At 71.6% G+C, this 22,892-nt stretch carries 23 protein-coding genes; 14 read left to right on the top strand and 9 right to left on the bottom strand.

The window, feature by feature from the left end:
- Positions 1–5 precede the first annotated feature (5 nt).
- Complete coding sequence (locus tag DEJ13_RS06600; protein WP_111106732.1) at positions 6–2,114, top strand: S9 family peptidase; 2,109 nt, start codon at positions 6–8, stop codon at positions 2,112–2,114.
- A 91-nt stretch (positions 2,115–2,205) separates the two neighbouring features.
- Here the strand turns inward: DEJ13_RS06600 and DEJ13_RS06595 are convergent, their stop codons facing one another.
- Positions 2,206–3,399, bottom strand: coding sequence for an acyl-CoA dehydrogenase family protein (locus tag DEJ13_RS06595; protein WP_181437013.1), 1,194 nt, complete (start codon positions 3,397–3,399; stop codon positions 2,206–2,208).
- Positions 3,400–3,444: 45 nt separating this feature from the next.
- Between DEJ13_RS06595 and DEJ13_RS06590 the strand changes: the two genes are divergently transcribed.
- Both DEJ13_RS06590 and DEJ13_RS06585 read left to right on the top strand, forming a co-directional pair.
- Complete coding sequence (locus tag DEJ13_RS06590; RefSeq protein WP_111106730.1) at positions 3,445–4,050, top strand: QsdR family transcriptional regulator; 606 nt, start codon at positions 3,445–3,447, stop codon at positions 4,048–4,050.
- A complete protein-coding gene (locus DEJ13_RS06585; protein WP_056125553.1) occupies positions 4,047–4,481 on the top strand; it encodes an acyl-CoA thioesterase in 435 nt (144 codons plus the stop codon). Before DEJ13_RS06590 ends, DEJ13_RS06585 begins: the two co-directional genes overlap by 4 nt.
- 119 nt (positions 4,482–4,600) lie before the next feature.
- Here DEJ13_RS06585 and DEJ13_RS06580 read toward each other — a convergent pair whose 3' ends face one another.
- Positions 4,601–5,041 carry a VOC family protein gene (locus tag DEJ13_RS06580; protein WP_056125555.1) on the bottom strand — a complete coding sequence of 147 codons (441 nt, stop codon included), beginning with the start codon at positions 5,039–5,041 and terminating at the stop codon, positions 4,601–4,603.
- A gap of 203 nt (positions 5,042–5,244) precedes the next feature.
- The gene (locus tag DEJ13_RS06575; RefSeq protein WP_111106729.1) at positions 5,245–8,718 is read right to left on the bottom strand and encodes a proline dehydrogenase family protein; all 3,474 of its coding nucleotides are present in this window, start codon (positions 8,716–8,718) and stop codon (positions 5,245–5,247) included.
- 82 nt (positions 8,719–8,800) lie between these two features.
- On the opposite strand from DEJ13_RS06575, the gene DEJ13_RS06570 reads away from it, so the two are divergent.
- The 3 genes from DEJ13_RS06570 (at position 8,801) to DEJ13_RS06560 (ending at position 12,164) form a co-directional block, all read left to right on the top strand.
- Entirely contained in the window at positions 8,801–9,703 is a 903-nt protein-coding gene (locus DEJ13_RS06570) for a LysR family transcriptional regulator (protein WP_111106728.1), read from the top strand.
- Between the two features lie 211 nt (positions 9,704–9,914).
- On the top strand, positions 9,915–11,435 hold the full coding sequence (locus DEJ13_RS06565) for a hypothetical protein (RefSeq protein ID WP_111106727.1): 1,521 nt from the start codon (positions 9,915–9,917) through the stop codon (positions 11,433–11,435).
- Positions 11,436–11,531: 96 nt separating this feature from the next.
- Entirely contained in the window at positions 11,532–12,164 is a 633-nt protein-coding gene (locus DEJ13_RS06560) for an FMN-dependent NADH-azoreductase (RefSeq protein ID WP_111106726.1), read from the top strand.
- Positions 12,165–12,232: 68 nt separating this feature from the next.
- On the opposite strand, the gene DEJ13_RS06555 is transcribed toward DEJ13_RS06560, so the two are convergent.
- From DEJ13_RS06555 to DEJ13_RS06550, 3 genes are all read right to left on the bottom strand, one after another.
- Positions 12,233–12,625 carry an RNA polymerase sigma factor sigma-70 region 4 domain-containing protein gene (locus DEJ13_RS06555; protein ID WP_111106725.1) on the bottom strand — a complete coding sequence of 131 codons (393 nt, stop codon included), beginning with the start codon at positions 12,623–12,625 and terminating at the stop codon, positions 12,233–12,235.
- The gene (locus DEJ13_RS18130) at positions 12,622–12,801 is read right to left on the bottom strand and encodes a type II toxin-antitoxin system HicA family toxin (protein WP_111106724.1); all 180 of its coding nucleotides are present in this window, start codon (positions 12,799–12,801) and stop codon (positions 12,622–12,624) included. The genes DEJ13_RS06555 and DEJ13_RS18130 overlap by 4 nt, the downstream gene beginning before the upstream one ends.
- Before the next feature lie 169 nt (positions 12,802–12,970).
- Positions 12,971–14,020 carry an MBL fold metallo-hydrolase gene (locus tag DEJ13_RS06550; protein WP_111106723.1) on the bottom strand — a complete coding sequence of 350 codons (1,050 nt, stop codon included), beginning with the start codon at positions 14,018–14,020 and terminating at the stop codon, positions 12,971–12,973.
- An 85-nt stretch (positions 14,021–14,105) separates the two neighbouring features.
- Here DEJ13_RS06550 and DEJ13_RS06545 point away from each other — a divergent pair, with 85 nt between their 5' ends.
- The 3 genes from DEJ13_RS06545 to DEJ13_RS06535 all read left to right on the top strand — a co-directional run bounded on the left by DEJ13_RS06545 (position 14,106) and on the right by DEJ13_RS06535 (position 15,557).
- Positions 14,106–15,149, top strand: a complete 1,044-nt coding sequence (locus DEJ13_RS06545) for an ATP-dependent DNA ligase (protein ID WP_111106722.1) — start codon at positions 14,106–14,108, stop codon at positions 15,147–15,149.
- Between the two features lie 109 nt (positions 15,150–15,258).
- Complete coding sequence (locus DEJ13_RS06540; protein ID WP_156463678.1) at positions 15,259–15,420, top strand: hypothetical protein; 162 nt, start codon at positions 15,259–15,261, stop codon at positions 15,418–15,420.
- Complete coding sequence (locus DEJ13_RS06535; protein WP_156463679.1) at positions 15,417–15,557, top strand: hypothetical protein; 141 nt, start codon at positions 15,417–15,419, stop codon at positions 15,555–15,557. Before DEJ13_RS06540 ends, DEJ13_RS06535 begins: the two co-directional genes overlap by 4 nt.
- On the opposite strand, the gene ligD is transcribed toward DEJ13_RS06535, so the two are convergent.
- The gene (gene ligD / locus DEJ13_RS06530) at positions 15,554–16,594 is read right to left on the bottom strand and encodes a non-homologous end-joining DNA ligase (RefSeq protein WP_111106720.1); all 1,041 of its coding nucleotides are present in this window, start codon (positions 16,592–16,594) and stop codon (positions 15,554–15,556) included. The genes DEJ13_RS06535 and ligD overlap by 4 nt on opposite strands.
- Before the next feature lie 77 nt (positions 16,595–16,671).
- Between ligD and DEJ13_RS06525 the strand changes: the two genes are divergently transcribed.
- From DEJ13_RS06525 to DEJ13_RS06515, 3 genes are read left to right on the top strand one after another with little or no spacing between them, the layout of a single operon-like run.
- A complete protein-coding gene (locus DEJ13_RS06525) occupies positions 16,672–17,508 on the top strand; it encodes a DUF429 domain-containing protein (protein WP_181437012.1) in 837 nt (278 codons plus the stop codon).
- A gap of 9 nt (positions 17,509–17,517) precedes the next feature.
- On the top strand, positions 17,518–18,720 hold the full coding sequence (locus tag DEJ13_RS06520) for a glycosyltransferase (RefSeq protein ID WP_111106718.1): 1,203 nt from the start codon (positions 17,518–17,520) through the stop codon (positions 18,718–18,720).
- On the top strand, positions 18,720–19,316 hold the full coding sequence (locus DEJ13_RS06515; RefSeq protein ID WP_111106717.1) for a uracil-DNA glycosylase: 597 nt from the start codon (positions 18,720–18,722) through the stop codon (positions 19,314–19,316). Before DEJ13_RS06520 ends, DEJ13_RS06515 begins: the two co-directional genes overlap by 1 nt.
- A gap of 159 nt (positions 19,317–19,475) precedes the next feature.
- Here the strand turns inward: DEJ13_RS06515 and DEJ13_RS06510 are convergent, their stop codons facing one another.
- Positions 19,476–19,904 carry a DUF6892 domain-containing protein gene (locus DEJ13_RS06510; protein ID WP_111106716.1) on the bottom strand — a complete coding sequence of 143 codons (429 nt, stop codon included), beginning with the start codon at positions 19,902–19,904 and terminating at the stop codon, positions 19,476–19,478.
- Positions 19,905–20,030: 126 nt separating this feature from the next.
- On the opposite strand from DEJ13_RS06510, the gene DEJ13_RS06505 reads away from it, so the two are divergent.
- Both DEJ13_RS06505 and DEJ13_RS06500 read left to right on the top strand, forming a co-directional pair.
- Positions 20,031–21,488: an APC family permease gene (locus tag DEJ13_RS06505; protein ID WP_111106715.1), complete on the top strand. Its 1,458-nt coding sequence runs from the start codon at positions 20,031–20,033 to the stop codon at positions 21,486–21,488.
- A 232-nt stretch (positions 21,489–21,720) separates the two neighbouring features.
- The gene (locus tag DEJ13_RS06500) at positions 21,721–22,341 is read left to right on the top strand and encodes a hypothetical protein (RefSeq protein ID WP_111106714.1); all 621 of its coding nucleotides are present in this window, start codon (positions 21,721–21,723) and stop codon (positions 22,339–22,341) included.
- A gap of 60 nt (positions 22,342–22,401) precedes the next feature.
- Here DEJ13_RS06500 and DEJ13_RS06495 read toward each other — a convergent pair whose 3' ends face one another.
- Positions 22,402–22,839 (bottom strand): hypothetical protein, encoded by a 438-nt coding sequence (locus tag DEJ13_RS06495; RefSeq protein WP_146245225.1) that lies wholly within the window; start codon positions 22,837–22,839, stop codon positions 22,402–22,404.
- Positions 22,840–22,892 lie beyond the last annotated feature (53 nt).

Below are 22,892 nucleotides of genomic sequence, written 5' to 3'. Positions count from 1 at the left end.
GGGGCATGACGACGCCGTTCTCGGACCTCGACCAGTTCATCGCCCTGCCCCGTGTCGACGAGATCGCGCTCAGCCCGGACGGCGAGCGCGTGGCACTGACCGTCAGCACGCTCGACCCCGACGCGACCGGGTACCGACGAGCCGTGTGGTCAGTGCCCGCAGCCGGCGTGGGTCCGGCGGTGCGCCTCACCCGCAGCGCGAAGGGCGAGTCCGGCACCGCGTTCACGCGGCACGGTGACCTGCTGTTCGTCTCGGGCCGACCGGGAGCGGACGGCGACGACGACGACACCACGCAGCTCTGGCTGCTGCCCGCCACGGGCGGCGAGGCACGTCCGGTGACCCGCCTGACGGGAGGCACGGGTGGCGTGCTCGCGACGGCCAGCGGCAGCGACGTGGTCGCCGTCACCGCCGGACTGCTCCCCACGGCGGCCGACGGCGAGCGGGTCGGTGTCGTCTCCCGTGACGCCGCGCTGCGGAAGCGTCGCGACGACAAGGGGGTGCACGCGATCCTGCATGAGTCCTACCCGGTCCGGTACTGGGACCACGACCTCGGTCCGGACCAGACCCACGTGCTCGCACTCGACCTGGCGGACCTGACCGAACCGACCGACGCAGAACCCCTCACGGGCGTCGCGACGGACGCGAGCGCGACGGGCACCACCGACACCACGCTCCCGAAGCCCTACCCGGCACACCTGCCGAACCCGATCGACATCACGCCGCGGCCCGGTCGCTCGCTCGACCACGTGAGCGGCGCACTCACCCCGGACGGCAGCACCCTGATCGCCGCCGTCGGGGTGCACGAGGCCCGTGGGCAGCGCACCGTGCTCGTCGCGATCGACGTCGCCACCGCCGAGCGCACCGCGCTGTTCGACGACCCGGACGTCGACCACGAGCTCCCGGCGCTCTCGCACGACGGCACGACGATCGCCTGGGTCCGCACGGTCCGTGCGACGCCCGCGGGCGCGAACCAACAGGAGGTCTGGGTCGCGGGCATCGACGGCTCCGACCCCCGCCGCATCGCCACCGACTGGGACCGCTGGCCGAACGAGCTGGTGTTCGCATCCGACGACACCGCGGTCCTGGCGACCGCGGACCAGGACGGCCGCGCCCCGGTCTTCCGGCTCCCCCTCGACGGCGCAGCCGTCGAGCAGCTGACGCACGACGACTGGGCGTACTCGGGTCTCCGTGTGTCGGCCGCGAGCGGCGTGGTCGTCGCGCTCCGGGCCTCCTGGGCGGCGCCGCTGCACCCCGTGCGGATCGACGCCGACGGCTCGGTGACCCCGCTCGCGACGCCGGCCGCACTACCGGCCGTGCCCGGGCGCCTGGAAGAGGTCGAGACCACGGCTGCCGACGGCGCGCGCGTGCGCGGCTGGCTGGTGCTGCCGGAGGGCGACGGACCGCACCCCCTGCTGCTCTGGATCCACGGCGGACCGCTCAACTCGTGGAACCAGTGGTCGTGGCGGTGGACCCCGATGCTCGCCGCGGCGCGCGGGTACGCGGTGCTGCTGCCCGACCCCGCACTGTCGACCGGCTACGGGCTCGACTTCGTGAACCGTGGCTGGAACGCGTGGGGTCAGGCGCCCTACACCGACCTGATGGCGATCACCGACGCCGTCGTGGCGCGTGACGACGTCGACGAGACCCGGACCGCCGCGATGGGCGGGTCGTTCGGCGGCTACATGGCGAACTGGGTCGCCGGGCACACCGACCGGTTCCGAGCGGTCGTCACCCACGCCAGCCTGTGGGCGCTCGAGCAGTTCAACGGCACGACCGACGCCTCGGACTACTGGCAGTCGATCTTCGACGCGCAGGGCATGCACGACAACGACCCGCACCGGTTCGTGCGCGACATCACGTCACCGATGCTGGTCATCCACGGCGACAAGGACTACCGCGTGCCGATCGGCGAGGGCCTGCGGCTCTGGTCCGAGCTCGCCGAGCACCACGCCGGGCCCGACGGCACGATGCCGCACCGGTTCCTGTACTTCCCGGACGAGAACCACTGGGTGCTGCAGCCGCAGCACGCGGTCATCTGGTACCAGACGGTGTTCGCGTTCCTCGACCAGCACCTGCTCGGTGCCGAGTGGGAGCGACCGGAGCTCCTCGGGTAGCTCACCCGTGCAGGAGGGCGTGCGGCGACCCGAAACGCCGCACGCCCGGTCTGTGGGCCGTGCTCACACAGCGGTGCTCACACGGCGGCGGTCACACGAACGCGGCCTCGCCGGTGATCGCGCGCCCGACGATGAGCGTGTTCACCTCGCGCGTGCCCTCGTACGAGTAGATCGCCTCGGCGTCCGCGAAGAACCGCGCGACGCCCTTGCCGAGCACGATGCCGTTGCCGCCCTGGACCTCGCGGCACCAGGCGACGGTCTCACGCATCTTCGACGTCGCGAACGCCTTCGCCAGCGCGGAGTGCTCGTCGCCGCCGACCCCGGCGTCCTGCATCGCGCTCGCCTGCGTGCACAGGGCGATCGACGCCGTGATGTTCGCCAGCGACTTCACGAGCAGGTCCTGCACGAGCTGGTGCGCGGCGATCGGCTTGCCGAACTGGATGCGCGTCTTCGCGTAGGCGAGCGCGGCCTCGTACGCACCGACCGCGATGCCGACGGCCTGCCAGGCGACCTCGGTGCGGGTCAGGCGCAGGACCTCGGCCGTCGTGCGGAACGACGTCGCGCGCTGCAGTCGTCGCGACTCCGGAACACGGACGCCGGTCATCACGATGTCGGCGTTCTGCACGCCGCGCAGCGCGATCTTGTCCTCGATCTTGGTGGCGGTGAAGCCGTCGGTGTCGGTCGTCACCAGGAAGCCCTTGACCTGGCCGTCCTCGACGTCCTTGGCCCAGATGACGACGACGTCGGCGAACGTGGCGTTGCCGATCCACCGCTTCTCGCCGTCGAGGACCCAGGTGTCTCCCTCGCGCCGCGCCGTCGTGCGGAGGCCCTTGGCGGAGTCACTGCCGGAGTACGGCTCCGTCAGACCGAACGCACCGACCAGCTCGCCGGCGGCCATGCGCGGCAGCCACTCCCGCTGCTGCTCGTCGCTGCCGGCCACGGCGATCGAGTTCATGGCGAGGCCGGACTGCACCCCGATGAACGTCGCCACGCCGGCGTCGACACGTCCGAGCTCGAGTGCCGCCCACCCGCGGTACACGGCCGAGTTCTCGAACTGGCGCACCAGCGGCACACCGGGCCCGTACATCCCGAGGTCGGCGAGCGGCTTGATGACCTGCATCGGGAACTCGGCACGTGCCCAGTACTCGTCGGCGATCGGTGCGACCTCGCGCTCGAGGTACTCGCGCACCCGCCCGATCGACTCACGCTCCTGGTCCGTCAGCTGCTCGGCGAAGCCGTAGAAGTCCGACTCGAGCAGGGTGGGCAAGGACACGGATGTTGACATGGGAACAACGATGCATCATTCTCGGAAACGTTGCAAGGGAGATCTGTGTACACGTCGGAAACCGCGCTGCGCGCCTTCCGGGAGGCCCGCCACGCCTTCATCGCCGGCTCACGGATCGACATGGGCGCGTTGGCCGCCGACCTCGGCGTGGACCGGACGTCGCTGTTCCGATGGGTGGGCAACCGTGACCGGTTGTTGTCCGAGGTGCTGTGGTCGCTGGCGGTCCCCACGCTCGACGCGGCCCGTCGTGATGCCGCGGGATCGGGTGCGTCACGGCTGGTCGACGTGCTCGCTCGGTTCACCGCCGACCTGATCGAGGCGCCCTACTTCCGGGGGTTCCTGCAGCGCGAACCGGCTCGGGCGCTGCGCCTGCTCACCACGACGGACAGCGACGTGCAGAGTCGGTTCGTGCACGCGGTCACCGAGTTGGTCGCTGCGGAGCAGGACTCGGGGGCGTTCGACCCGGCGCCGCTGTCTGCCGAGGAGCTCGCACGGCTGCTCGTCCGGATCTCGGAGTCCTTCACGTACGCCGACCTGATCTCGGGCGAGACCCCCGACCCCGCTCGCGCCCGGGCGACGTTCGAGTATGTTCTGCGCCCCGCCACGCGCCCGACGGCGTCCGCCCATGCCCCCTCGATCGGAGACCGATGACCATCGACGAGTACCCGTTCCGCCGTACGTACCCCACGCGCTGGAACGACAACGACATGTTCGGCCATGTCAACAACACGATCTACTACAGCGCGATGGACAACGCGGCGACGTACTGGTTCCGCGAGCAAGCCGGCCTCGACCCGTTCACCTCGGACTGGATCGCCGTGCTGGTGACGTCGAGCTGTCACTTCGTCGAGTCCGCCGTGTGGCCGGACGTCATCGAGGTCGGGATGCGGTCGAAGCGACTGGGGAACACGAGCCTGTCATGGGAGTTCGGCCTGTTCCGGCAGTCCGACGGCGTGCTGCTCGCCACAGGCGAGTTCGTGCACGTCATCATCGACCGCGAGGGCGCCCGTCGCCCCAAGCCCCTGCCGGAGTCCCTCCGCGCGCTCGTGACCGAGACGATGACGGTCTCCGTCGACGCCTGACCGGCCGCGCCGGCCGCTTGGACGCCTGACCCGTCCGGATCGCACCCCCGCAACGACGTCGCGCCCCGGAGGACCGGGGCGCGATGTCCGTCCGGGGGCGCGATCCCGGGCAGCGGGGGTCAGCCGATGCGGGCGGCGAACTCCAGGTTGATGTCGTCGGGGTCCTGCACGGACAGGATCGTCATGCCGGCGTCGCCGAGCTCGGTGACCTCACCGTGCTCGATCCCTGCCGCGTCGAGCCGGGTGGCCGCCTCGTGCAGCTCGTCGACACTGCCCAGGACGAAGCTGACGTGGTCGAGGCCGACCGTTGTCGAGTCAAACCGCTGACCGGCCGGGGCCACCGGGCGCAGGCCGAACACCTGGTCGCCGAGCTGGAACACGCAGCCGCCGTAGAAGCGCGCCTGGTCCTCGCGGATGCCGGGCTCGTCGACCTGGTCGCTGAAGTCGATGACCGGGTCAGACCCGAGCAGCTGCTGGTAGAACGCCTTGCTCCGGGCGATGTCGGTGACGGTGACGCGCACGTGGGCGAGGGCGGTGGGACGGGCGATCGGTTCACTCATGCAGTCGACCCAACGCGCACGTGCTCGGAGCACCCCGTGCGCACGCGGAGACCGGACACCGACACGCCCGCACCCACCGACAGCCCGCTCGCCGAACCGCATCGCACCTTGTAACGGACACAGCACCGAGGATCTCCTCGGTGCTGTGTCCGCTGCGTGGTGCTGTGCCCCGGCCGCCCCCGCCGCCGCCGCCGCCGCCCGAGCTAGATCAGGTCGTCGGTCAGGTGGTTCGGCGTGCCGAAGCGGTGCGCGGTGATCGACACGGCCTGCTCGCGCAGGAACGGCAGCAGCTCGATGCGCCCGGCCTCGGTGACCGGCTCGGCGTACACGGCGACGTCGGGACGACCGCCGACCGCGGCGTACAGCTCCGAAGCAGCGTCAGCGGAGCCGCCGATGAGCCGCACGCGCGTCGACGGGCCCGCGGCGATCCGGGCACCGAACGCGGCGTCGGACTCCGACGCGGTGACCGAGCGGACGTTCGCCAGCGCGGCGACCGCCGGCGGCACGAACCCCGCTGACGAGACGTCGATCGTCGTCCCCGCGCGCACCGCCGCCGCGACGACCCGCACCAGCTCGACCATGGCGTCGTCGTCCGGCAGCGCGGACGCCACACGCACGTGCACGCCGGGGTACGGCAGGTACCGCGCGATGTTCCGCTCGGCGCTCAACCCGGAGACGTCCCGCGCGGTGCCGAACAGCGACGACCAGGCCAGCTCGTCCGAGGCGAGCGACCGGGACAGCGACGGCGACGACACACCGGCGGCGCGGACGAACGCGGCGACGTCGGTCGACACAGGCGCACCCGCGGTGGCAGGAGCCGACGCCCACGAACCGAGTCCCAACAGGTAGTTCACGCCACCGGCCTTGGTGCCCGCACCGACCGCGGACTTCTTCCACCCGCCGAAGGGCTGCCGGCGAACGATCGCCCCGGTGATGCCGCGGTTGACGTAGAGGTTGCCCGCCTCGATGCGCGACAGCCACGTGCCGATCTCGGTCGGGTCGAGCGAGTGGATGCCCGAGGTCAGGCCGTAGTCGACCTCGTTGACGATGTCGATCGCCTCGTCCAGGGTCGCGGCGCGCATGACCCCGAGCACCGGGCCGAAGTACTCGGTCCGGTGGAACGCCGAACCCCGCTGGACGCCGCCACGGACGCCCGGGCTCCAGAGCGCACCGGAGTCGTCGAGCTGACGGGGGCGCACGGCCCAGGACTGACCGGGCTCGAGCGTCGTCAGCCCGTCGAGCAGCTTCCCCTGGGCGGGCTCGATGACCGGGCCCATCTGCGACGTCGGGTCGGACGGGTACCCCACGGTCAGCGAGGACACCGCGTCGACGAGCTGCGAGTGGAACCGCCGCGACTTGGCGACGGACCCGACAAGCACCACGAGCGAGGCGGCGGAGCACTTCTGCCCCGCGTGCCCGAACGCCGACGCGACGACGTCCTTGACGGCCAGGTCGAGATCAGCCGACGGGGTGACGATGATCGCGTTCTTGCCCGACGTCTCGGCCAGGAGCGGCAGGTCCTGCCGGAAGGAGCGGAACAGCGACGCGGTCTCGTAGGCGCCGGTGAGGATGACCCGGTCGACGAGCGGCGACGCGACCAACGCCGACCCGAGTTCGTTCTCGCTGACGTCGACGAACGACAGCACGTCGGCCGGAGCGCCCATCGCGTCGAGCGCCGTGTCGATGACCGACGCGAGCACGGCGCCGCAGCGGGCGGCCGGCGGCGCGGGCTTCAGCACGACCGCGGACCCGGCGGCGAGCGCCGCCAGGGTCGAGCCGGCCGGGATCGCGACGGGGAAGTTCCACGGCGGTGCGACCAGGGTCAGCGCCGCCGGCGAGAACGTCGCACCGTCGACCTCGTCGAGGGCGGCTGCCATGTCGCCGTAGAAGTGGGCGAAGTCGATCGCCTCGGAGACCTCGGGGTCGGCCTGGTCGAGGGTCTTGCCGGTCTCGGACGCCACCACCTCGACGAGGGCGGCGCGGTTCGCCTCGAGCGCGTCACCGACGGCGTGCAGCACGGCGCCGCGCGCGGCACCGGACCAGGTCCCCCAGACCGCACCCGCGGCGCGGACCCGGCCGAGGACGGAGTCGAGCTGCTCGCGCGAGGTGAGCCGGGCCTCCCGGACGGCCGACGCACCCAGTGTCGACGTCGCGACCCGGGACGTGATGGCCGCGCCCCAGGAGCGGACCGACGCGACCGACGGGTCGCTGTCGGGCGTGTTCTCGAAGTGACCGGGCGCCGGACGGCCGACGGCCGCGTACCGGTCGGCGACACGGTGCGACGCGGGAGCGGCGAGACCACCCGGGGCCGCCAGCGGAGCCAGCGAGTCGCGGAACCGCGTCTCCTCGCGGGCGAACAGCGACGGCGACGACGCGAGTGAGAACACCGCGGACATGAAGTTGTCCTGCGACGCCCCCTCTTCGAGCCGGCGGATCAGGTACGCGATCGCGACGTCGAACTCCCCCGGGTGCACGACCGGCGTGTACAGCAGCAGCGAGCCGACGGTGCGACGGACGGCTTCGGCCTGGCCCTGCGCCATGCCGAGCAGCATCTCGAACTCGATGCCGTCCCGCACACCGCGTTCCCCGGCGAGCAGCCAGGCGTGGGCGACGTCGAACAGGTTGTGCCCGGCGATGCCGACCCGCACGTTCTCGATGCGGGACGGGGTGAGCGCCCAGTCGAGCACCCGCTTGTAGTTGGTGTCCGAGTCCTGCTTGGTGTGCCAGGTGGCGAGGGGCCAGCCGTGCGTCGACGCCTCGACCTGTTCCATCGGCAGGTTGGCGCCCTTGACGAGCCGCACCTTGATGTCGGCACCACCGCGGGCACGACGGGCCGCGGACCACTCCTGCAGGTGCTGCATGGCGGACAGGGCGTCGGGCAGGTAGGCCTGCAGCACGATCCCGGCCTCGAGCTGCAGGAACGCGGGCTCGTCGAGCAGCTGCGTGAAGACCGCGATCGTCAGGTCGAGGTCCTTGAACTCCTCCATGTCGAGGTTGATGAACTTCGCCGGGGTCGCCGCGGCGGCACGCTGGAACAGCGGCCGGAGCTTGTCGACGATGTCGGACACGGCCTGGTCGAACGCCCACGGCGAGTGCGGGTGCACGGTCGAGGACACCTTGATCGACACGTAGTCGACGTCGTCGCGCGCGAGCAGCTTGTGCGTGCCCTCGAGCCGGCGGGCCGCCTCGCTCTCCCCCAGGACCGCCTCGCCCAGCAGGTTCACGTTGAGCCGGACGCCGTCCCGCTTGATCTTCGCGATCGCCGGACCGAGCTTCGCGTCGGTCGCGTCGACGATCAGGTGGCCGACCATGTTCCGCAGCACGCGACGGGCGACGGGGACGACGACACCCGGGAGGCCCGGTGCCAGTCCGCCACCGAGCCGCACCAGACCGCGGAGTGCGCTGGGCAGGAACCCCGGCGCGTCGGGCGCGATGGCGCGGAGCTTGCGCGCGGCGACGCCGAGGTCCTCGGGTCGGACGACGCCGTCGACGAACCCGACCGCGAACGCGAGCCCCTTGGGGTCGGCCAGCACACCGGCGAGCTGCTTGGCCGAGCCGTCGACCGGGTAGGTCTCGGCCTCGGCGAGCCACCGGCGGACGAGTGCGACCGACGCGTCGGCGAGGTCGTCGGGTGCGGTCGTGGTGGGCGCGTCGTTGCGGGGCTGCACGTCGGTCATGGGATCAGTGTGTCCTCTGCGCTTTCGGTAGCGGAAGCAACTCTTCCTGATGCTTTCCGTTCAGTTCATCTACGCTTTCGACATGCTCGACGTGCGCCGCCTGGTCCTCCTCCGTGAGCTCTCGAGCCGTGGGACCGTCGCGGCGGTCGCCGAGGCGCTCAACCTGACGCCGTCGGCGGTGTCACAGCAGCTCGGGGTGCTCGAGCGCGAGGCCGGCGTGCAACTCCTGCGCAAGGCCGGCCGGCGGCTGCAGCTCACCCCGCAGGCCGAGGTGCTGGTCGCTGCGGCGGGCGACGTCCTCGACACGTTGGAGCGAGCGCAGGCGTCGGTCGAGTCGACGCTGACGAGCGTCCAAGGGCGGATCCGGGTCGCCGTGTTCCAGTCCGCGGCGCTCGCGCTGATGCCCTCCGCGCTCCGCACCATGGCGACCGAGCACCCGGACGTGCGGGTCGAGATGGTGCAGCGCGAGCCGGAGACCGCGCTGAACGAGACGTGGGCCCGAGACTTCGACATGGTCGTCGCCGAGCGCTACCCCGCCCACGCGGCACCGCGCTTCCCGGGCCTCGACGCCCGCGACCTGACGACCGACCCCGTGCGTCTCGCGCTGCCGCCGAGGGACACCGCGCTGTGGCCCGTCGACTCGCTCGCGTCGGCGGCCGGACTCCCCTGGGTGATGGAGCCCCGTGGAGCGGCCTCGCGGCACTTCGCCGAGCAGACCTGTCGCCGCGCGGGCTTCGAGCCCGACGTCCGCTACGAGACCGCCGACCTGCAGGCCCAGATCCGGCTCATCGAGTCGGGGAACGCCGTCGCGCTGATGCCCGACCTGGTTTGGGCCGGACGGTCGACGGCGTGCCGGCTGCTCGAGCTGCCCGTCCCTGCGCGCCGGACGATCTTCACCGCCCAGCGTCTTGCGAGTGCCGACTCCCCGGCGGTGTCCGCGTTCCGTGCGGCGCTCGAGCGCGCCGCGGCCCCCAGTCCGACCTGACGACCCGGGCAGTGCCTCCGCGATGACCGGTGGCGGGGCCGTGACTCCGCCCGCGGTGCGGGATCCCGCACCGGACCCCCAACCCGGGTCACATTTCGGCCCCCCGTGCCCGATTGGTCTCGCGCTTACCAGTACGCTCCGATCACGCTCGAGATTCTCGGCGGATTCTTACGATCCGGCACCCGACCGGACCTGACCCACAGGGGAACCCGTGCACCGCAGCACCTCCGCAGCCCGACGCGCCTGCGCCGTCGGCACCACCATCGCACTCATCGGCCTGACGACCGGCCTCGGCATCTTCTCGGCGTCCACGGCGTACGCGGTCGACACCGACACCGCTCCGACGACGATCACGACCACCGATTCGGGCGCAGCGGCGGACTCGTCGACGCCGACCGATCCGTCGGTGCCGACCGACTCGCCGACGCCGACCGACTCGAACGGATCGACGGCCCCGGCGACGGACCAGCCGACCGCTCCCGCCACCGACCCGGCCGCCGCGCCGACCGCCCCGGCGACGACCGGCACGGGCAGCACTCCGGCCAAGGCACCGAAGACCGCCGTCTCGGCGCAGGCAGTCGCGTCCGAGGCGCAGATCGTCGGCGACCCGAAGGTCGGCGTCACCCTGCGCGCCGATGCCCCGGACATCGCCGGCCCCACCTACGAGTACGCCTGGTCCACGGACGGCGGCGTCACTGTCGCGTCGACATCGACCGTGTACGTGCTGAAGGCAGCCGACCTGGGCAAGCGCATCACGGTCGTCATCACCGGCGCGAACGGCGACACCGCGACCGCGACGACCGCCGAGGTCACCGAGGACGTCGCGTTCGACACGGCGACCACGGCCGACGCACCGCGGACGATCGAGGTCACCGCGGGCAACACGCTCAACGAGACCTTCGAGGTGGCGAAGGGCAGCGCGCCCGTCTCGTACGCGATCGGCTACACCGACCCGGACAGCTCCGACCCGACCGACCCCGACGACCAGCCCGAGTCGTACCTGCCGTTCGACAGCGTCTTCGATGCGGCGACCGCCACGCTGACCGGCGAGGTCACCGTCGCGAGCACCTACGACTTCACCGTCGTCGCCTCGAACGGCACCTCGACCGCGACGCAGTACGTCGAGGTGATCGTGGACCCGGCCGCCGCGGTCGGCGTGATGGCGTCGGCGTCCGACACCTCGCCGCGCGAGTCGTTCAGCAACGGCCAGCCCTCGCGGTACTGGATCATCGACTGGGACGGCTCCGTCGTGCAGTACGACGTGCCGGCCGACCCCGATGCCGAATGGGCCGAGACGGACGGCGCGTACCCCTCGGTCAAGCAGGGCGCCTCGCTCTGGGTCGACGGGCAGCCCGTCGACACGTACGGCAACTCGACCATCGATTACGACGGCACCGACGAGTACCCGCTCGCCACCGTGACGAGTGACCACGCGACCGACCTGGTCACGCCCGACGAGGACTCCCTGTCGTCGAAGGTCACCTTCCCGACCGCCTCGACGCACGTGCTCACCGTCGCGGAGGACGGGCAGTCGGTCTCCTTCCCGGTGACGGTCGTCCCGACCGTCGCTGCCGTCGCCCCCGTCGCGGCAGCCACCCCGACCACCCCGAAGGGCCAGCTCGCCTTCACCGGTTCGGACACGACGGGTGCACTCCCGTGGGGTCTCGCGATGCTCGCCGCGGGCGCCGGCCTGGTCGGTCTCCGCGCGCTGCGTCGCCGCACCCAGCGCTAGCCGGGAGGACCGTCACGGCCCCGTCGGACCCCACCGGGTCCGACGGGGCCGTTTCGTTCGCCTCCCGCGCCCCACCGGGTGGGTAGCGTTGGCCGCATGCCCACGCTGCTGCACATCGACTCCTCGGCCGACCTCGCCCACTCCCGCTCGCGCGCCCTGACCGCGGCGTTCGCCGACGCGTGGCGTGCCCGTGGTCCGGAGTACACCGTGACGCGTCGCGACCTGCACACGTCGCCCCTGCCGCACCTGGAGACGTCGGCGCTGCACTGGGCAGCGGGCGACCGCACGTCCGAGGAGTCCGTCGACCCGGCCGCCGAGGCCCTGCGGCAGGAGGTCATCGACGAGCTGCTCGCCGCCGATGCCGTCGTGGTCGGTGCGCCGCTGTACAACTACACGGTGCCGTCGAGCCTGAAGGCCTGGATCGACCGCATCCACATCCCCGGCGTGCTCGCGGGTGACGTCCAGCCCCTCGCCGGACGACCGGTCGTGACCGTCGTCAGCCGCGGCGGCACCTACGACGCCGGCACCCCGACCGAGCACTGGGACCACGGCTCCCCCGTGCTCGAGATCGTCCTGGCGAGTGCCCTGGGGATGCGGCACTACCCGGTCACGGTGAGTGCGACGCTCGCGGACCGGCTGCCCGACCTGGCACCCCTCGCGGACCACGCCACGGCGGAGTTCCACGACGCGAAGACGACCCTGGAGCGCCTCGCCACCACCGTCCTCTGACGGCAGCGGCTCGTCGGCCGCGGAGCCCGCTCAGGCGGGGCGGATCTCGTCCGCACGACCCAGCATGATCACGACGCCGACGCGAGCTGGTGGACGCGCTGGGGCGAGACACCGAGCAGGGACGCCGTCTCAGCGTAGGTGTACCCGTCAGCGCGCATCGCTCGGACGACCTCGCGTGCAAGCGACGCGGCCTCGGCCGCCTCGCTGCGCGCCGCTTCGGCCTTCTGACGCGACACCTCCCACTTCGCGCGGGCGTCGTCCGGGAGCACGAAGTGCACGTCGATCTCGACGTCGTCCTCTGGCACGTCGCGGGTCAGCGCGACGCACTCTCGCGCCATCCACTCGACGTCTGTCACTCGTCGGGCCTGGGTCGCGGCGTCGACCGACGGGATGTCGATCGCCCACCACCGACCTTCGCGGTGGGCTCGTGCTTGGTAGACCGCCATGATCGCTCCGTTCATCGCCAGCTCCCGGGTACGTCCGGGAATCGCTTCACCACTTGCCGAACCACACCCGGGCTGATCTCACCGTGTCGCGGCAACACCAGGCGCCCCTCGCCGCGGGGCCCACACCACACCTCGTGGCTTCCCTTGATGCGATCCACCCACCAGCCTTTCGCACGCAGGAACGTCGCCACATCCCGATGCCGTACTGCTCGAACCACGGTATCAATGCCCTCTTGTCGTCGCCATCAATGGGCACTAGAGAGCACCCCCTCACGACCACGGTAGAAAGCTGCGACACCGCTCGGAGGTGCGCTCCTTCAGCTGTTGAGAACATCGAGTTCGTCCACGACTGTGGAGGGGTCAGGCGGGGCGGACCTCGTCCGCGCGGCCGAGCAGGTCGACGTGGAAGGCCGTCTGCGTCAGCGCGCTCGCGAGCAGGAAGCCGGTCATCGACTCGATCCCGCCGCTGAAGGGCACGCGGGACGCGACCGCGAACAGGGTGGGCGCGTCGAGCGTGTCCAGCGCTGCGGCGACGTGCCGGCTGCGCTCCTCGCGGTGCCGGGTGAGCGTGCGCGCTCGGGTGACCACGTCACGGAACCGGTACTCGTGCCCCGGACAGACCTCGAAGTCTGCGTAGGGGTCGAGTCGCGCCAGCGAGGCCAGGTAGTCGCCGAGCGGGTTCGTGTCGGTCCGTCCGCCGAGCCCGATGCCGGGGTTGATGCGCGGCAGCACGTGGTCGCCGGTGAACAGCAGCCCGTCGCCCTCGTCCACGAAGCACAGGTGTCCGGCGGTGTGGCCGGGGGTCCACAGCGCACGGATCGTCCGACCCGCGACCGGCAGCACGTCGCCGTCGTCGAGCAGCACGTCGGCGAACGGCGTCACCGCGGCTCCGAGCCCGAGACGACGACCGGTCCCCCACGCCGCGCTCACCCCGGCGCGCAGGTCGTCCGGGATCCCCCACGTCGCGATGTCCGCCTCGTGCCGCTCGGCATCCGGGCGTTCGTGCTCGAGCGCCCGGACCTCGAGCCCGTTCATCGCGACCGACGCCCCCGACGCGTGACGAACGGCAGCCGCCGCGCCCAGGTGGTCGGCGTGCAGGTGCGTCACGACGACGTGGCCGACGTCGGCCACCGAGCGGCCGATCGCGCCGAGACCCGCGGACAGGACGTCGAGCTCGCCGTCGTCACTCCAACCCGGGTCGATGACCGTCAGCACCCCGTCGGAACCCTCGGCGACGTACACGAGCGTGGCGTCCGGCACCCCGGAACGGAAGGGGACGGCGAGCGTCCAGATTCCCGGACGGACCTCCTCGACCGGCGGGAGCACCCCGTCCGCGAGCGCCTGCGCCTGCACGGGACTGACCGGAGCCGGGGGCGACGCGGCCGGTGCTGGGGACGGGACGGTCGACACCCGGCCACCTTACTGACGCGACGCAGCGCGTCGGGCCGAGCCGGGCCTCCCGGGCCGTGACGGTGTGCACGCGTAGACAGGAGCCATGGAGATCGCACCGATGCTCGCCAAGGCCGTCCCCGACGTCCCCGAACCCGACAGTGTCCGGGGTGGGTTGCGCTACGAACCGAAATGGGACGGATTCCGCGGGATCGTCACGATCGACGGCGACGACGTCGAGATCGGCAGCCGCGGCGCCAAGCCGCTGACCCGGTACTTCCCCGAGCTGGTCGAGGCGTTCCGCGCCCAGTTCGGCAGCCGCGAGCACCCGGTCGTGCTCGACGGCGAGGTCGTCCTGCGCACGGGCGAGCAGGGGCACGAGCGCCTCGACTGGGAGGCGCTGTCGCAGCGGATCCACCCCGCTGCCTCGCGGATCGCGAAGCTCAGCATCGAGACGCCCGCGCAGTTCGTCGCGTTCGACCTGCTCGCGGCCGACGGCGACGAGCTCACCGACCTGCCGTTCGACGAGCGTCGCTCCCGACTCGAGGCCCTGGCCGCCGACGCCAGCGATCCGCTGTACGTCACCCGGACCACGCTCGACGTCGAGCAGGCGCGCGCCTGGCTGGAGACGTTCGAGGGCGCCGGGCTGGACGGCGTCGTGGCGAAGCCGCGCATCCGTCCGTACGAGCCGGGCAAGCGCACGATGCTCAAGGTGAAGCACCACCGCACCGCCGACGTCGTGGCGATCGGGTACCGCGTGCACAAGAGCGGCAGCGGGGTCGGCTCACTGCTGGTCGGGCTGTACGACGACGACGACGAGCTGCGCCAGGTCGGCGGGGTGTCGGCGTTCTCCGACAAGCGACGGCTCGCGCTGGTGGACGAGCTCGAGCCCGTCGTGCTCCGCGATGCGGACGGGAGGCCGGTGACCGGGGACGGGGAGAAGTCGCGGTTCTCGTCGGGTCGCGACACGTCGTTCGTGCGGCTGGAACCGTCGGTCGTGCTCGAGGTGCGCTACGACCAGATGGAGGGTGACCGCTTCCGGCACACCGTCCAGTTCGAGCGGTGGCGCCCCGATCGCGATGCCCGGTCGTGCGGCTTCGAGCAACTCGAGGTTCCGGGGGCGTACGACCTCCGGAAAGTGCTGTCCTGAGTGCGCAAGTTGTCCGTTTGTCGAAACTAGTTAGGCAAACTAGTGAGTGCGTGGAAGGATCGATCCATCGGCATCCGAGGTGGCTGCTGACGGATCGGAGCGGATCGACATGAGCAACGCAACTCTCGTTCGACACGCGCAGCGGCACCCGTTCACCGAGGTGCGCGAGGCGCGTCACCAGCGCGCACTGCAGCTGAGCGCTGTGGTCACCGCCATCGCCGGCGTGACCGCCACGGCACTCGCGCTCGTCACGATCGGGCTCGGCGCATGATCGTCGACGGCATCACCGACCGCAACCGCGGCACCTGGTCCAAGCTCACGCGCCTGCACACCGCCACGATCGACCTGCCGATGCACACCAAGCGCGTCGACGACTCCGACCGTCGCCCGGACCGCCCCACGCTCTAGTCCGTCGGGTCGGGTGCCACGGGCTTCTTCGCACGCGAGGGCTGCACGCGCGGCGGCTCGCCGGGCATCTTCGGGAAGTCCGGGGGGAAGGGCAGTTCGCCGAGACCGTTCGCCAGGTCCCGCTCCCACCACGCGAGCAGCGGAGCGATCGAGCCGGGCTGCTCACCCATCGACTCCCACGGGTCGCCGGTCCTCCGCAGTCGCTCGGGCATCGACAGGATCGTGAACGTCGTCGGGTCCGCGTCCCGAAGTTCGTCCCACGACAGTGGGGCGGAAACTGACGCGTGCGCGAGGGCGCGCGGGCTGTAGGCACCCGCCATCGTCCGGTCGCGGTTCGCCTGGTTGAAGTCGACGAACACGCGCTGGCCGCGCTCTTCCTTCCACCAGGCAGTCGTCACCTGGTCGGGCATCCGCCGTTCGAGCTCACGCGCGGCAGCGATGACGGCGTGCCGCACCTCGAGGAACTCGTGCTCGGGTTCGATCGGGGCGAAGACGTGCAGACCGCGGTTGCCGCTGGTCTTGACCCACGCGGTCAGTCCGACCTCGTCGAGGACCTTCCGCAGTTCCTCGGCGGCGGGCACGGCGTCGTGGAAGTCGGTGCCGGGTTGCGGGTCGAGGTCGATGCGGAGCTGGTCCGGGTGGTCGCTGTCCTCCGCACGCGACGCCCATGGGTGGAACACGACCGTGTTCATCTGTGCCGCCCACACCGCGACGGCCGGCTCGTCGAGCACGAGCTGGGGGTGCTTGCGAGCGCTCGGGTAGGTCACCGTGACCGAGCGGACGTAGTCGGGCGCGCCCTTCGGCGGGTTCTTCGAGAAGAACTGCTCGCCGTCGATCCCGCCCGGGAACCGCTGCAGGGACACCGGTCGGTCGCCGTTCGCCCGGACGAAGGAGCCGCCGACGTCGACCAGGTACTGCGCCAGGTCGAGCTTCGTGATGCCGGCGTCCGGCCAGAGCACCCGCGACGGACTGCTGATCCGGACCTCGCGGTCGCCGTCCGGGCCCGGGACGCTCAGCGTCGTCGCATCGCTCGCCATGCAGGGGAACGTACTCGTGCGTGCCCGTGGGCGCTGCCGCACCGGCGTCCGTGGGCCCGGCGCGGGAGGATGGGTGGGTGAGCGCGTACCTCGGAGTGGACCTGGCGTGGGGGCTCGGCACCGAGCGACGTGCGCCGAACGAGACCGGGCTCGCCACGCTCGACGAGGGCGGCCGGGTGCTCGACGCCGGGTGGGCCCGCGGCGTCGACGACGTCACCACGTGGATCACCGAGCACCTCGGACCGCGGACGCTCATCGGTGTCGACGCGTCGTTGGTCGTGACGAACCCGACCGGCATCCGCGAGGCCGAACGGCAGGTCGGACAGCGCTACGGTCGGTGGAAGGTGGCGGCCAACCCCACGAACCTGGCCTCGGCGGCGAGCGCCGGCGCACGGCTGCTGGAGCGTCTGACCGCGCTCGGCATCGGGTACGTCAGCGACACCCCGTCGATGCACGACCGCAGCGGACCGGCGGTGTTCGAGTGCTACCCCTACACGACGCTCGTCGGCGTCGAGGAGCTCGGCTACGACGTCGAACGCCCCCGGTACAAGCGGCTCGACACGGCACTGCCCGCACCGGAGGCCCGAGTCCGTCGCGCCGTGGCGTTCGACGAGCTGGTCCGCCGGCTCCGCGAGACGCCGCTCGACCCGCCGCTCGTCCTGGACGCACACCCGCTCACGGCCGCGCTCGCCGACCCGTCCGTGCTGCACGGCCCCACGCACAAGCACCGCGAGGACCTGCTCGACGGTGTGCTGTGCGCCTGGACGGCCGCGTTCTGGGACCGGCACGGCGACCAGCGCGTGCAGGTGCTCGGCGGCGACCCGGACCTCCCGTCCGATCCGCTCGACGAGGCGGGCCGCAAGCCGGTCGTCGTCACCCCGGCACGGGGGTCGCAGCGGCGGCCCCGCGGCTAGGCTGATGCCGTGAGCAGCACCCCCGAACCCCTGCGCATCGGGCTGGTCTCGCTGCACACCTCCCCCGGCGACGAGCCCGGGTCCGGTGAGGTCGGGGGCATGAACGTCGTCGTCCGACACCAGGCCGAAGCCCTCGCCGACCTCGGACACCACGTCGAGATCGTCACGCGGCGCTCGTCGCCGACCCAGCCCGACTCCGTGTCGATCGTGCCCGGCGTCTGTCTGCGGTTCCTCTCCGCCGGGCCGGCCGAACCGGTGCCGAAGGGCGAACACGACGCGTTCATCGAGCCGTTCCGCGACGGACTCGCAGCGCTCGGCCCCTTCGACGTGCTGCATGCGCACCACTGGTTCTCCGGAGCCGCCGCCCTGCCCGTGGCCCGGCAGCGCGGCATCCCGCACGTGCAGTCGTTCCACTCCATCGCCGCCGACTCCACGACGCCGTTGTCCGAGGGCGAGCGTCCCGAGTCCGCCGGGCGCATGGCGGGCGAGGCGACGCTGGCCCGCGACTCGGACGCCGTGGTGGTGGTCAGCGAGGCCGAGGCCGACACTGTGCGCGACCGGCTCGGTGGCGACCCCGCCCGTGTGTGGATCGTCCCGCCGGGGGTCGACGGATCGGTGTTCCGGCCCGCTGCAGCTGGGGCCCGCCGTGCCGAGGTGCCCTACGTCGTGGCTGCTGCCCGCGTCCAGCCGCTCAAGGGCCTCGACCTGGCGATCAAGGCCATCGCGGGGATCTCCGAGGCGGTCCGTCCGACCCTCGTGATCGCCGGGGACTCCTCGAGCGAAGCCGGTGACTACCTGACGGAGCTCCGTGGGCTCGCTGCGTCACTCGGCGTGGCTGACCGGGTGACGTTCATCGGGCCGCAGTCACGCGCCGACCTGGCCCTGCTGTTCCGTGGGTCGTCGGCCGTGCTCGTCCCGTCGCACTCGGAGACGTACGGGCTCGTCGCGCTCGAGGGCTCGGCGTCCGGGGTGCCGGTCGTCGCCGCTGCCGCCGGGGGCCTGCGCGAAGCGGTGCTCGACGGGGAGACCGGCGTCGTCCTGGAGTCGCGTGCGCCCGAGGTCTGGGCAGCGGAGATCGAGCGGGTCCTCACCGAACCGACGTACGCGGCCGGGCTGTCCGCGGCGGGTCGCGAACACGCGGAGCGCCTGAGCTGGGAGCGGTCGGCGTCCGGCCTCGAGCAGGTGTACCGCCGGGTGCTCGGGCACGACTGATGGCAGGAACGCTCGACCTCGGTCCGTTCTGGGCGGCGCTCGACGCGGTCCCGGTCGACCCGGACGCCGAGGCGCTCTACGACGGCTCCGTCGCGGGCCGGCTGCGGCGCGAGAACCTGACGCGGTACCTCGAGGTCGTCGGCCCGCACGCAGACACGCTGCTGGTCGCCGAGGCCCCCGGCTGGCGCGGCATGACGAACACCGGCATCCCGTTCACCAGCATGCGCGAACTCGGACCCGACTTCCTGGCGCCCTCGCAGCCGACCGCCCCGTGGGAAGCATCGTCACGGGTCGTGCACGCCGCGCTCGCCGGGTGGCGCGGTCCGCTCCCCGTCGCGTGGGCGATCTTCCCGCACCACCCGTTCGTCGGGACCGACCGGCTGACGAACCGGACGCCGCGACCTGCCGAGGTCAGGTCCGGCGCGCCGGTGACCCTCGCGCTGCTCGAGGCGCTCGGGGCGACACGGGTGATCGCCGTCGGACGGAAGGCGCAGGGAGCGCTCGCCCTCGCCAGGATCGACGCGATCGCGGTGCGGCACCCGGCGCAGGGCGGGGCGAAGCAGTTCACGGAGCAGCTGGCCGCGCTGTCCGGCTGAGGGGGCGCCCCACCTCGCCGCGCCGGGGTCAGGCGAGGCGCCGCGGGTCAGACGAGACGCCGCGCTTCCAGCGAGACGCCGCGCTTCCAGCGAGACGCCGCCTTCCGGGGCGGCGTCTCGAGTGCGCGGCGGCGCCGCGAGTGCACGGCGGCGCCGGGGTCAGGCGGACTGGACGTCGACGCCCTTCGCCGCGAGGGCCTCGGCGACGTGCGCCGGCAGCCGTGTGGCGACGTAGACCGTCCGCAGTGCCGGCAGTTCGAGGACGTCGTCCCAGTTCTGCGGGTCGAAGCGGTCGTCGGTGCCCTCCCAGCCGGGGTGCACGTCCTGCAGGACCTGCAGGTCGGAGTCGACGGTGAGCTCGGTCACCAGTGACAGGTGCGAGGGCAGCAGGTCGAGGTCGTCGTAGTACTCGCGCGCCCGGTCGTCCTGCCCCTCGACGTCGATGTCCTCGTCCGACTCGTCGGCACTGTCCGCGTCGTACGGCTCGAGCACGTCGAGGTCGTAGCAGAGCACGTCGAGCACGAGCAGCTTCGCGTTGAAGTCGGCGAACTCGATCGGTTCCTCGGTGGTGTTCGACTCGTCGTCCATGCAGCGGATGCTAGCGGCGCCGTGCTGGAGGCGTCCGGTTTCCGGCAGGACACGGACGTGTTGCGATGATCGGCGAGAACTCTGTGAGACTGGACAGGGAAGCGTGCAGGCGCAACAGTGTGGTGCATGGCCACAACCAACACCGAGCGCCCGACCACGGAGCAGCCCGAACTGCGCCGTGTCCTCGGACCCAAGCTCCTGCTGTTGTTCATCATCGGGGACATCCTCGGCACGGGTGTCTACGCCCTGACGGGGCAGGTCGCGGCGGAGGTCGGTGGGGCGGCATGGCTCCCGTTCCTCATCGCGTTCGCGGTCGCGCTGTTGACGGCGTTCTCGTACCTGGAGCTCGTCACGAAGTACCCGCAGACCGCCGGTGCCGCGCTCTACGTCCACAAGGCGTTCGGCATCCACTTCGTCACCTTCATCGTCACGTTCATCGTGATGTGCTCGGGGATCACCTCGGCGTCGACGGCGTCGCGGGCGTTCGCGGCGAACCTCGGGGTCGGCTTCGGCCTCGAGCTTCCGAACGGCGTGGTGATGCTCATCGCGATGGGGTTCATGCTCGCCGTGATGGCGGTGAACTTCCGAGGCGTCAGCGAGAGCGTCAAGACCAACGTCGTCCTGACCCTCGTCGAGCTGAGCGGTCTGGTGATGGTGATCCTCATCGGGTTCTGGGCGATCGCGGGCGGCAACGCGGACTTCTCGCGCGTGGTCATGTTCGAGACCCCGGAGGACAAGAGCCTGCTGCTGTCGATCTCGACGGCGACCTCGCTGGCGTTCTTCGCGATGGTCGGCTTCGAGGACTCGGTGAACATGGCCGAGGAGACCAAGGACCCGTCGCGGATCTTCCCCAAGGTGATGCTCACGGGCCTCGGCATCACCGCCGTCATCTACGTGCTTGTGTCCATCTGCGCCGTCGCCGTCGTGCCGATCGGTGAGCTCGCGGGCAACGAGACGCCGCTGGTCACCGTCGTGCAGACCGCCGCGCCGGACTTCCCGATCGGCAACCTGCTGCCCTTCATCTCGATGTTCGCCGTCGCCAACACCGCGCTGATCAACATGATGATGGCGTCGCGCCTGCTGTACGGCATGAGCAAGCAGGGTGTCCTGCCCGGGTTCCTGTCGAAGGTGTCGCAGACCCGCCGCACCCCGTCCACCGCGATCGTCTTCACCACGGTGATCTCCCTGGCCTTGATCGGCTGGGTGTCGCTCAGCCCGGACTCCCCCATCGTGGTCGTGCTCGGCGGGACCACGTCGCTGTTGCTGCTGTCCGTGTTCGCCGTCGTCAACCTGTCGGTGTTGGTGCTGCGGCGCGACAAGGTCGGTCACAAGCACTTCCGAGCCGGTGTCGTGATCCCCGTGATCGGCGTCGTCACCTGCCTGTGGCTCGTGCTGCCGTTCTCGTCCGGTCGCGCGGTCGAGCAGTACCAGATCGCGGGTGCCCTGCTGGCGCTGGGCGTGCTGCTGTGGATCGTGACCTGGTTCACCCACGGCCGCAAGCACACGGACAAGGCGCCGACCGGACTGGTGACCGAACCGACGCAGGTCGTCCACCGCGACGACGAGCCGGCCGAGCGCAGCTGACGCGGGCACACCCCGGCTGCAGCGCAGTTGACCGGGGCACACCCCGGCCGCCGCGCAGCTGACCGGCGCCCACTCGGACCAGAGCGCACCTGAACGCGGGGCATGTCGAGGGCGGCCGTTCCCAGGCCGCCCTCGTACCCTCGTCCTGGCGCCCGGACCGAGATCCGGCACCCCGGGACCCGGACCGACATCCGGCACCCCCGGCACCGGACCCGGACGGAAGGACCCGAGCATGCACCGTGTCGGCATCACGCTGGCGTCCGTGTTCGGCGCCGGGATCGTGGCCGTCGGCATCGGCGTGGTCGTGCTGGTCGTCATGGCGGTCCACTCACTGTCCGGCGTGGCCGGCTCGGTGTCGTCCCCGCAGGCCGTCACGTGCCCGGCGGCCGCGTCGAAGACCATCGGCGGGATCGTCGTCCCCGCGGGGCCGGTCGCCGGCTACTGCCAGGACCGGCTGGTGAACGCCGCGTACGTCATCGAGGCCGCGCAGTCCCTCGGCATCGGCCCGCACACGCAGGCCGTCGGGGTGATGACCGCGATCGGCGAGTCCGGGCTGCAGAACCTGGACCACGGTGACGCGGTCGGCCCCGACAGCCGGGGACTGTTCCAGCAGCGGGACAACGGGGCGTGGGGCACGTACGAGCAGCGGATGGACCCGTACACGGCAGCGTCGATGTTCTACGCGAAGCTCGTGAAGGTCCCCGGGTGGAAGACCATGACCCCGACGCAGATGGCGCACGCCGTGCAGGTGAACGCCGACCCGGAGCACTACACGAAGTCCTGGCCAGCGGCGAAGGCCGTGGTCGAGGGCCTGACCGGCCAGGACGTGCCGGACACCGCCCCACAGGGCTGACCCCGGCGCACGTCACTGCGGCCCACGCCGCACCGACGCGAAACAACGGCCGTCGACGCGTCACGCCGCCGCGGCGGTCACCTCGTCGTCGTCGAGTTCGACCATCGACGCTCCCCCGTCGTGCACGACGACCTGCCCACGCAGACGCACGTGGTGCTCGTCGAGCACGCACGCCATGGCGTCCACCCACTCCCAGTCCACCGGGCTGAGTCCGCGTGTACCCGGCCGTTCCCACGCGAGCACGACGTCGGCGGCGTCGACCTGCTCGACGAGGTCGGCGACCAGCGCACCGAAGTCGTCGACGTGGTCGTCGGGTTGGTACGGCAGGTCGGCGATCGGCACCACGAGCTGGATGGGCACGCCGCGGGGTGCGAGGAAGAGCACCCAGCACTGCCGGCGCACGGGGCGTTCGAGGAGGGCGACGACGAGGTCCACGACGTCGTCATCGGTACGGACTGCTGTTCGCTCGAGTCGGTCGAGCACATCGGTGTCTGGCATGGCTCCAGGCTCGCCGAGACCGGCCACCGACAGGCCCCACGAGCCCGCAACTG

Source organism: Curtobacterium sp. MCLR17_007 (genome assembly GCF_003234655.2).
Taxonomy (GTDB): domain Bacteria; phylum Actinomycetota; class Actinomycetes; order Actinomycetales; family Microbacteriaceae; genus Curtobacterium.
The sequence above is the reverse complement of the archived record's forward strand: the minus strand, read 5'-3'. Positions and strand labels throughout refer to the sequence as shown.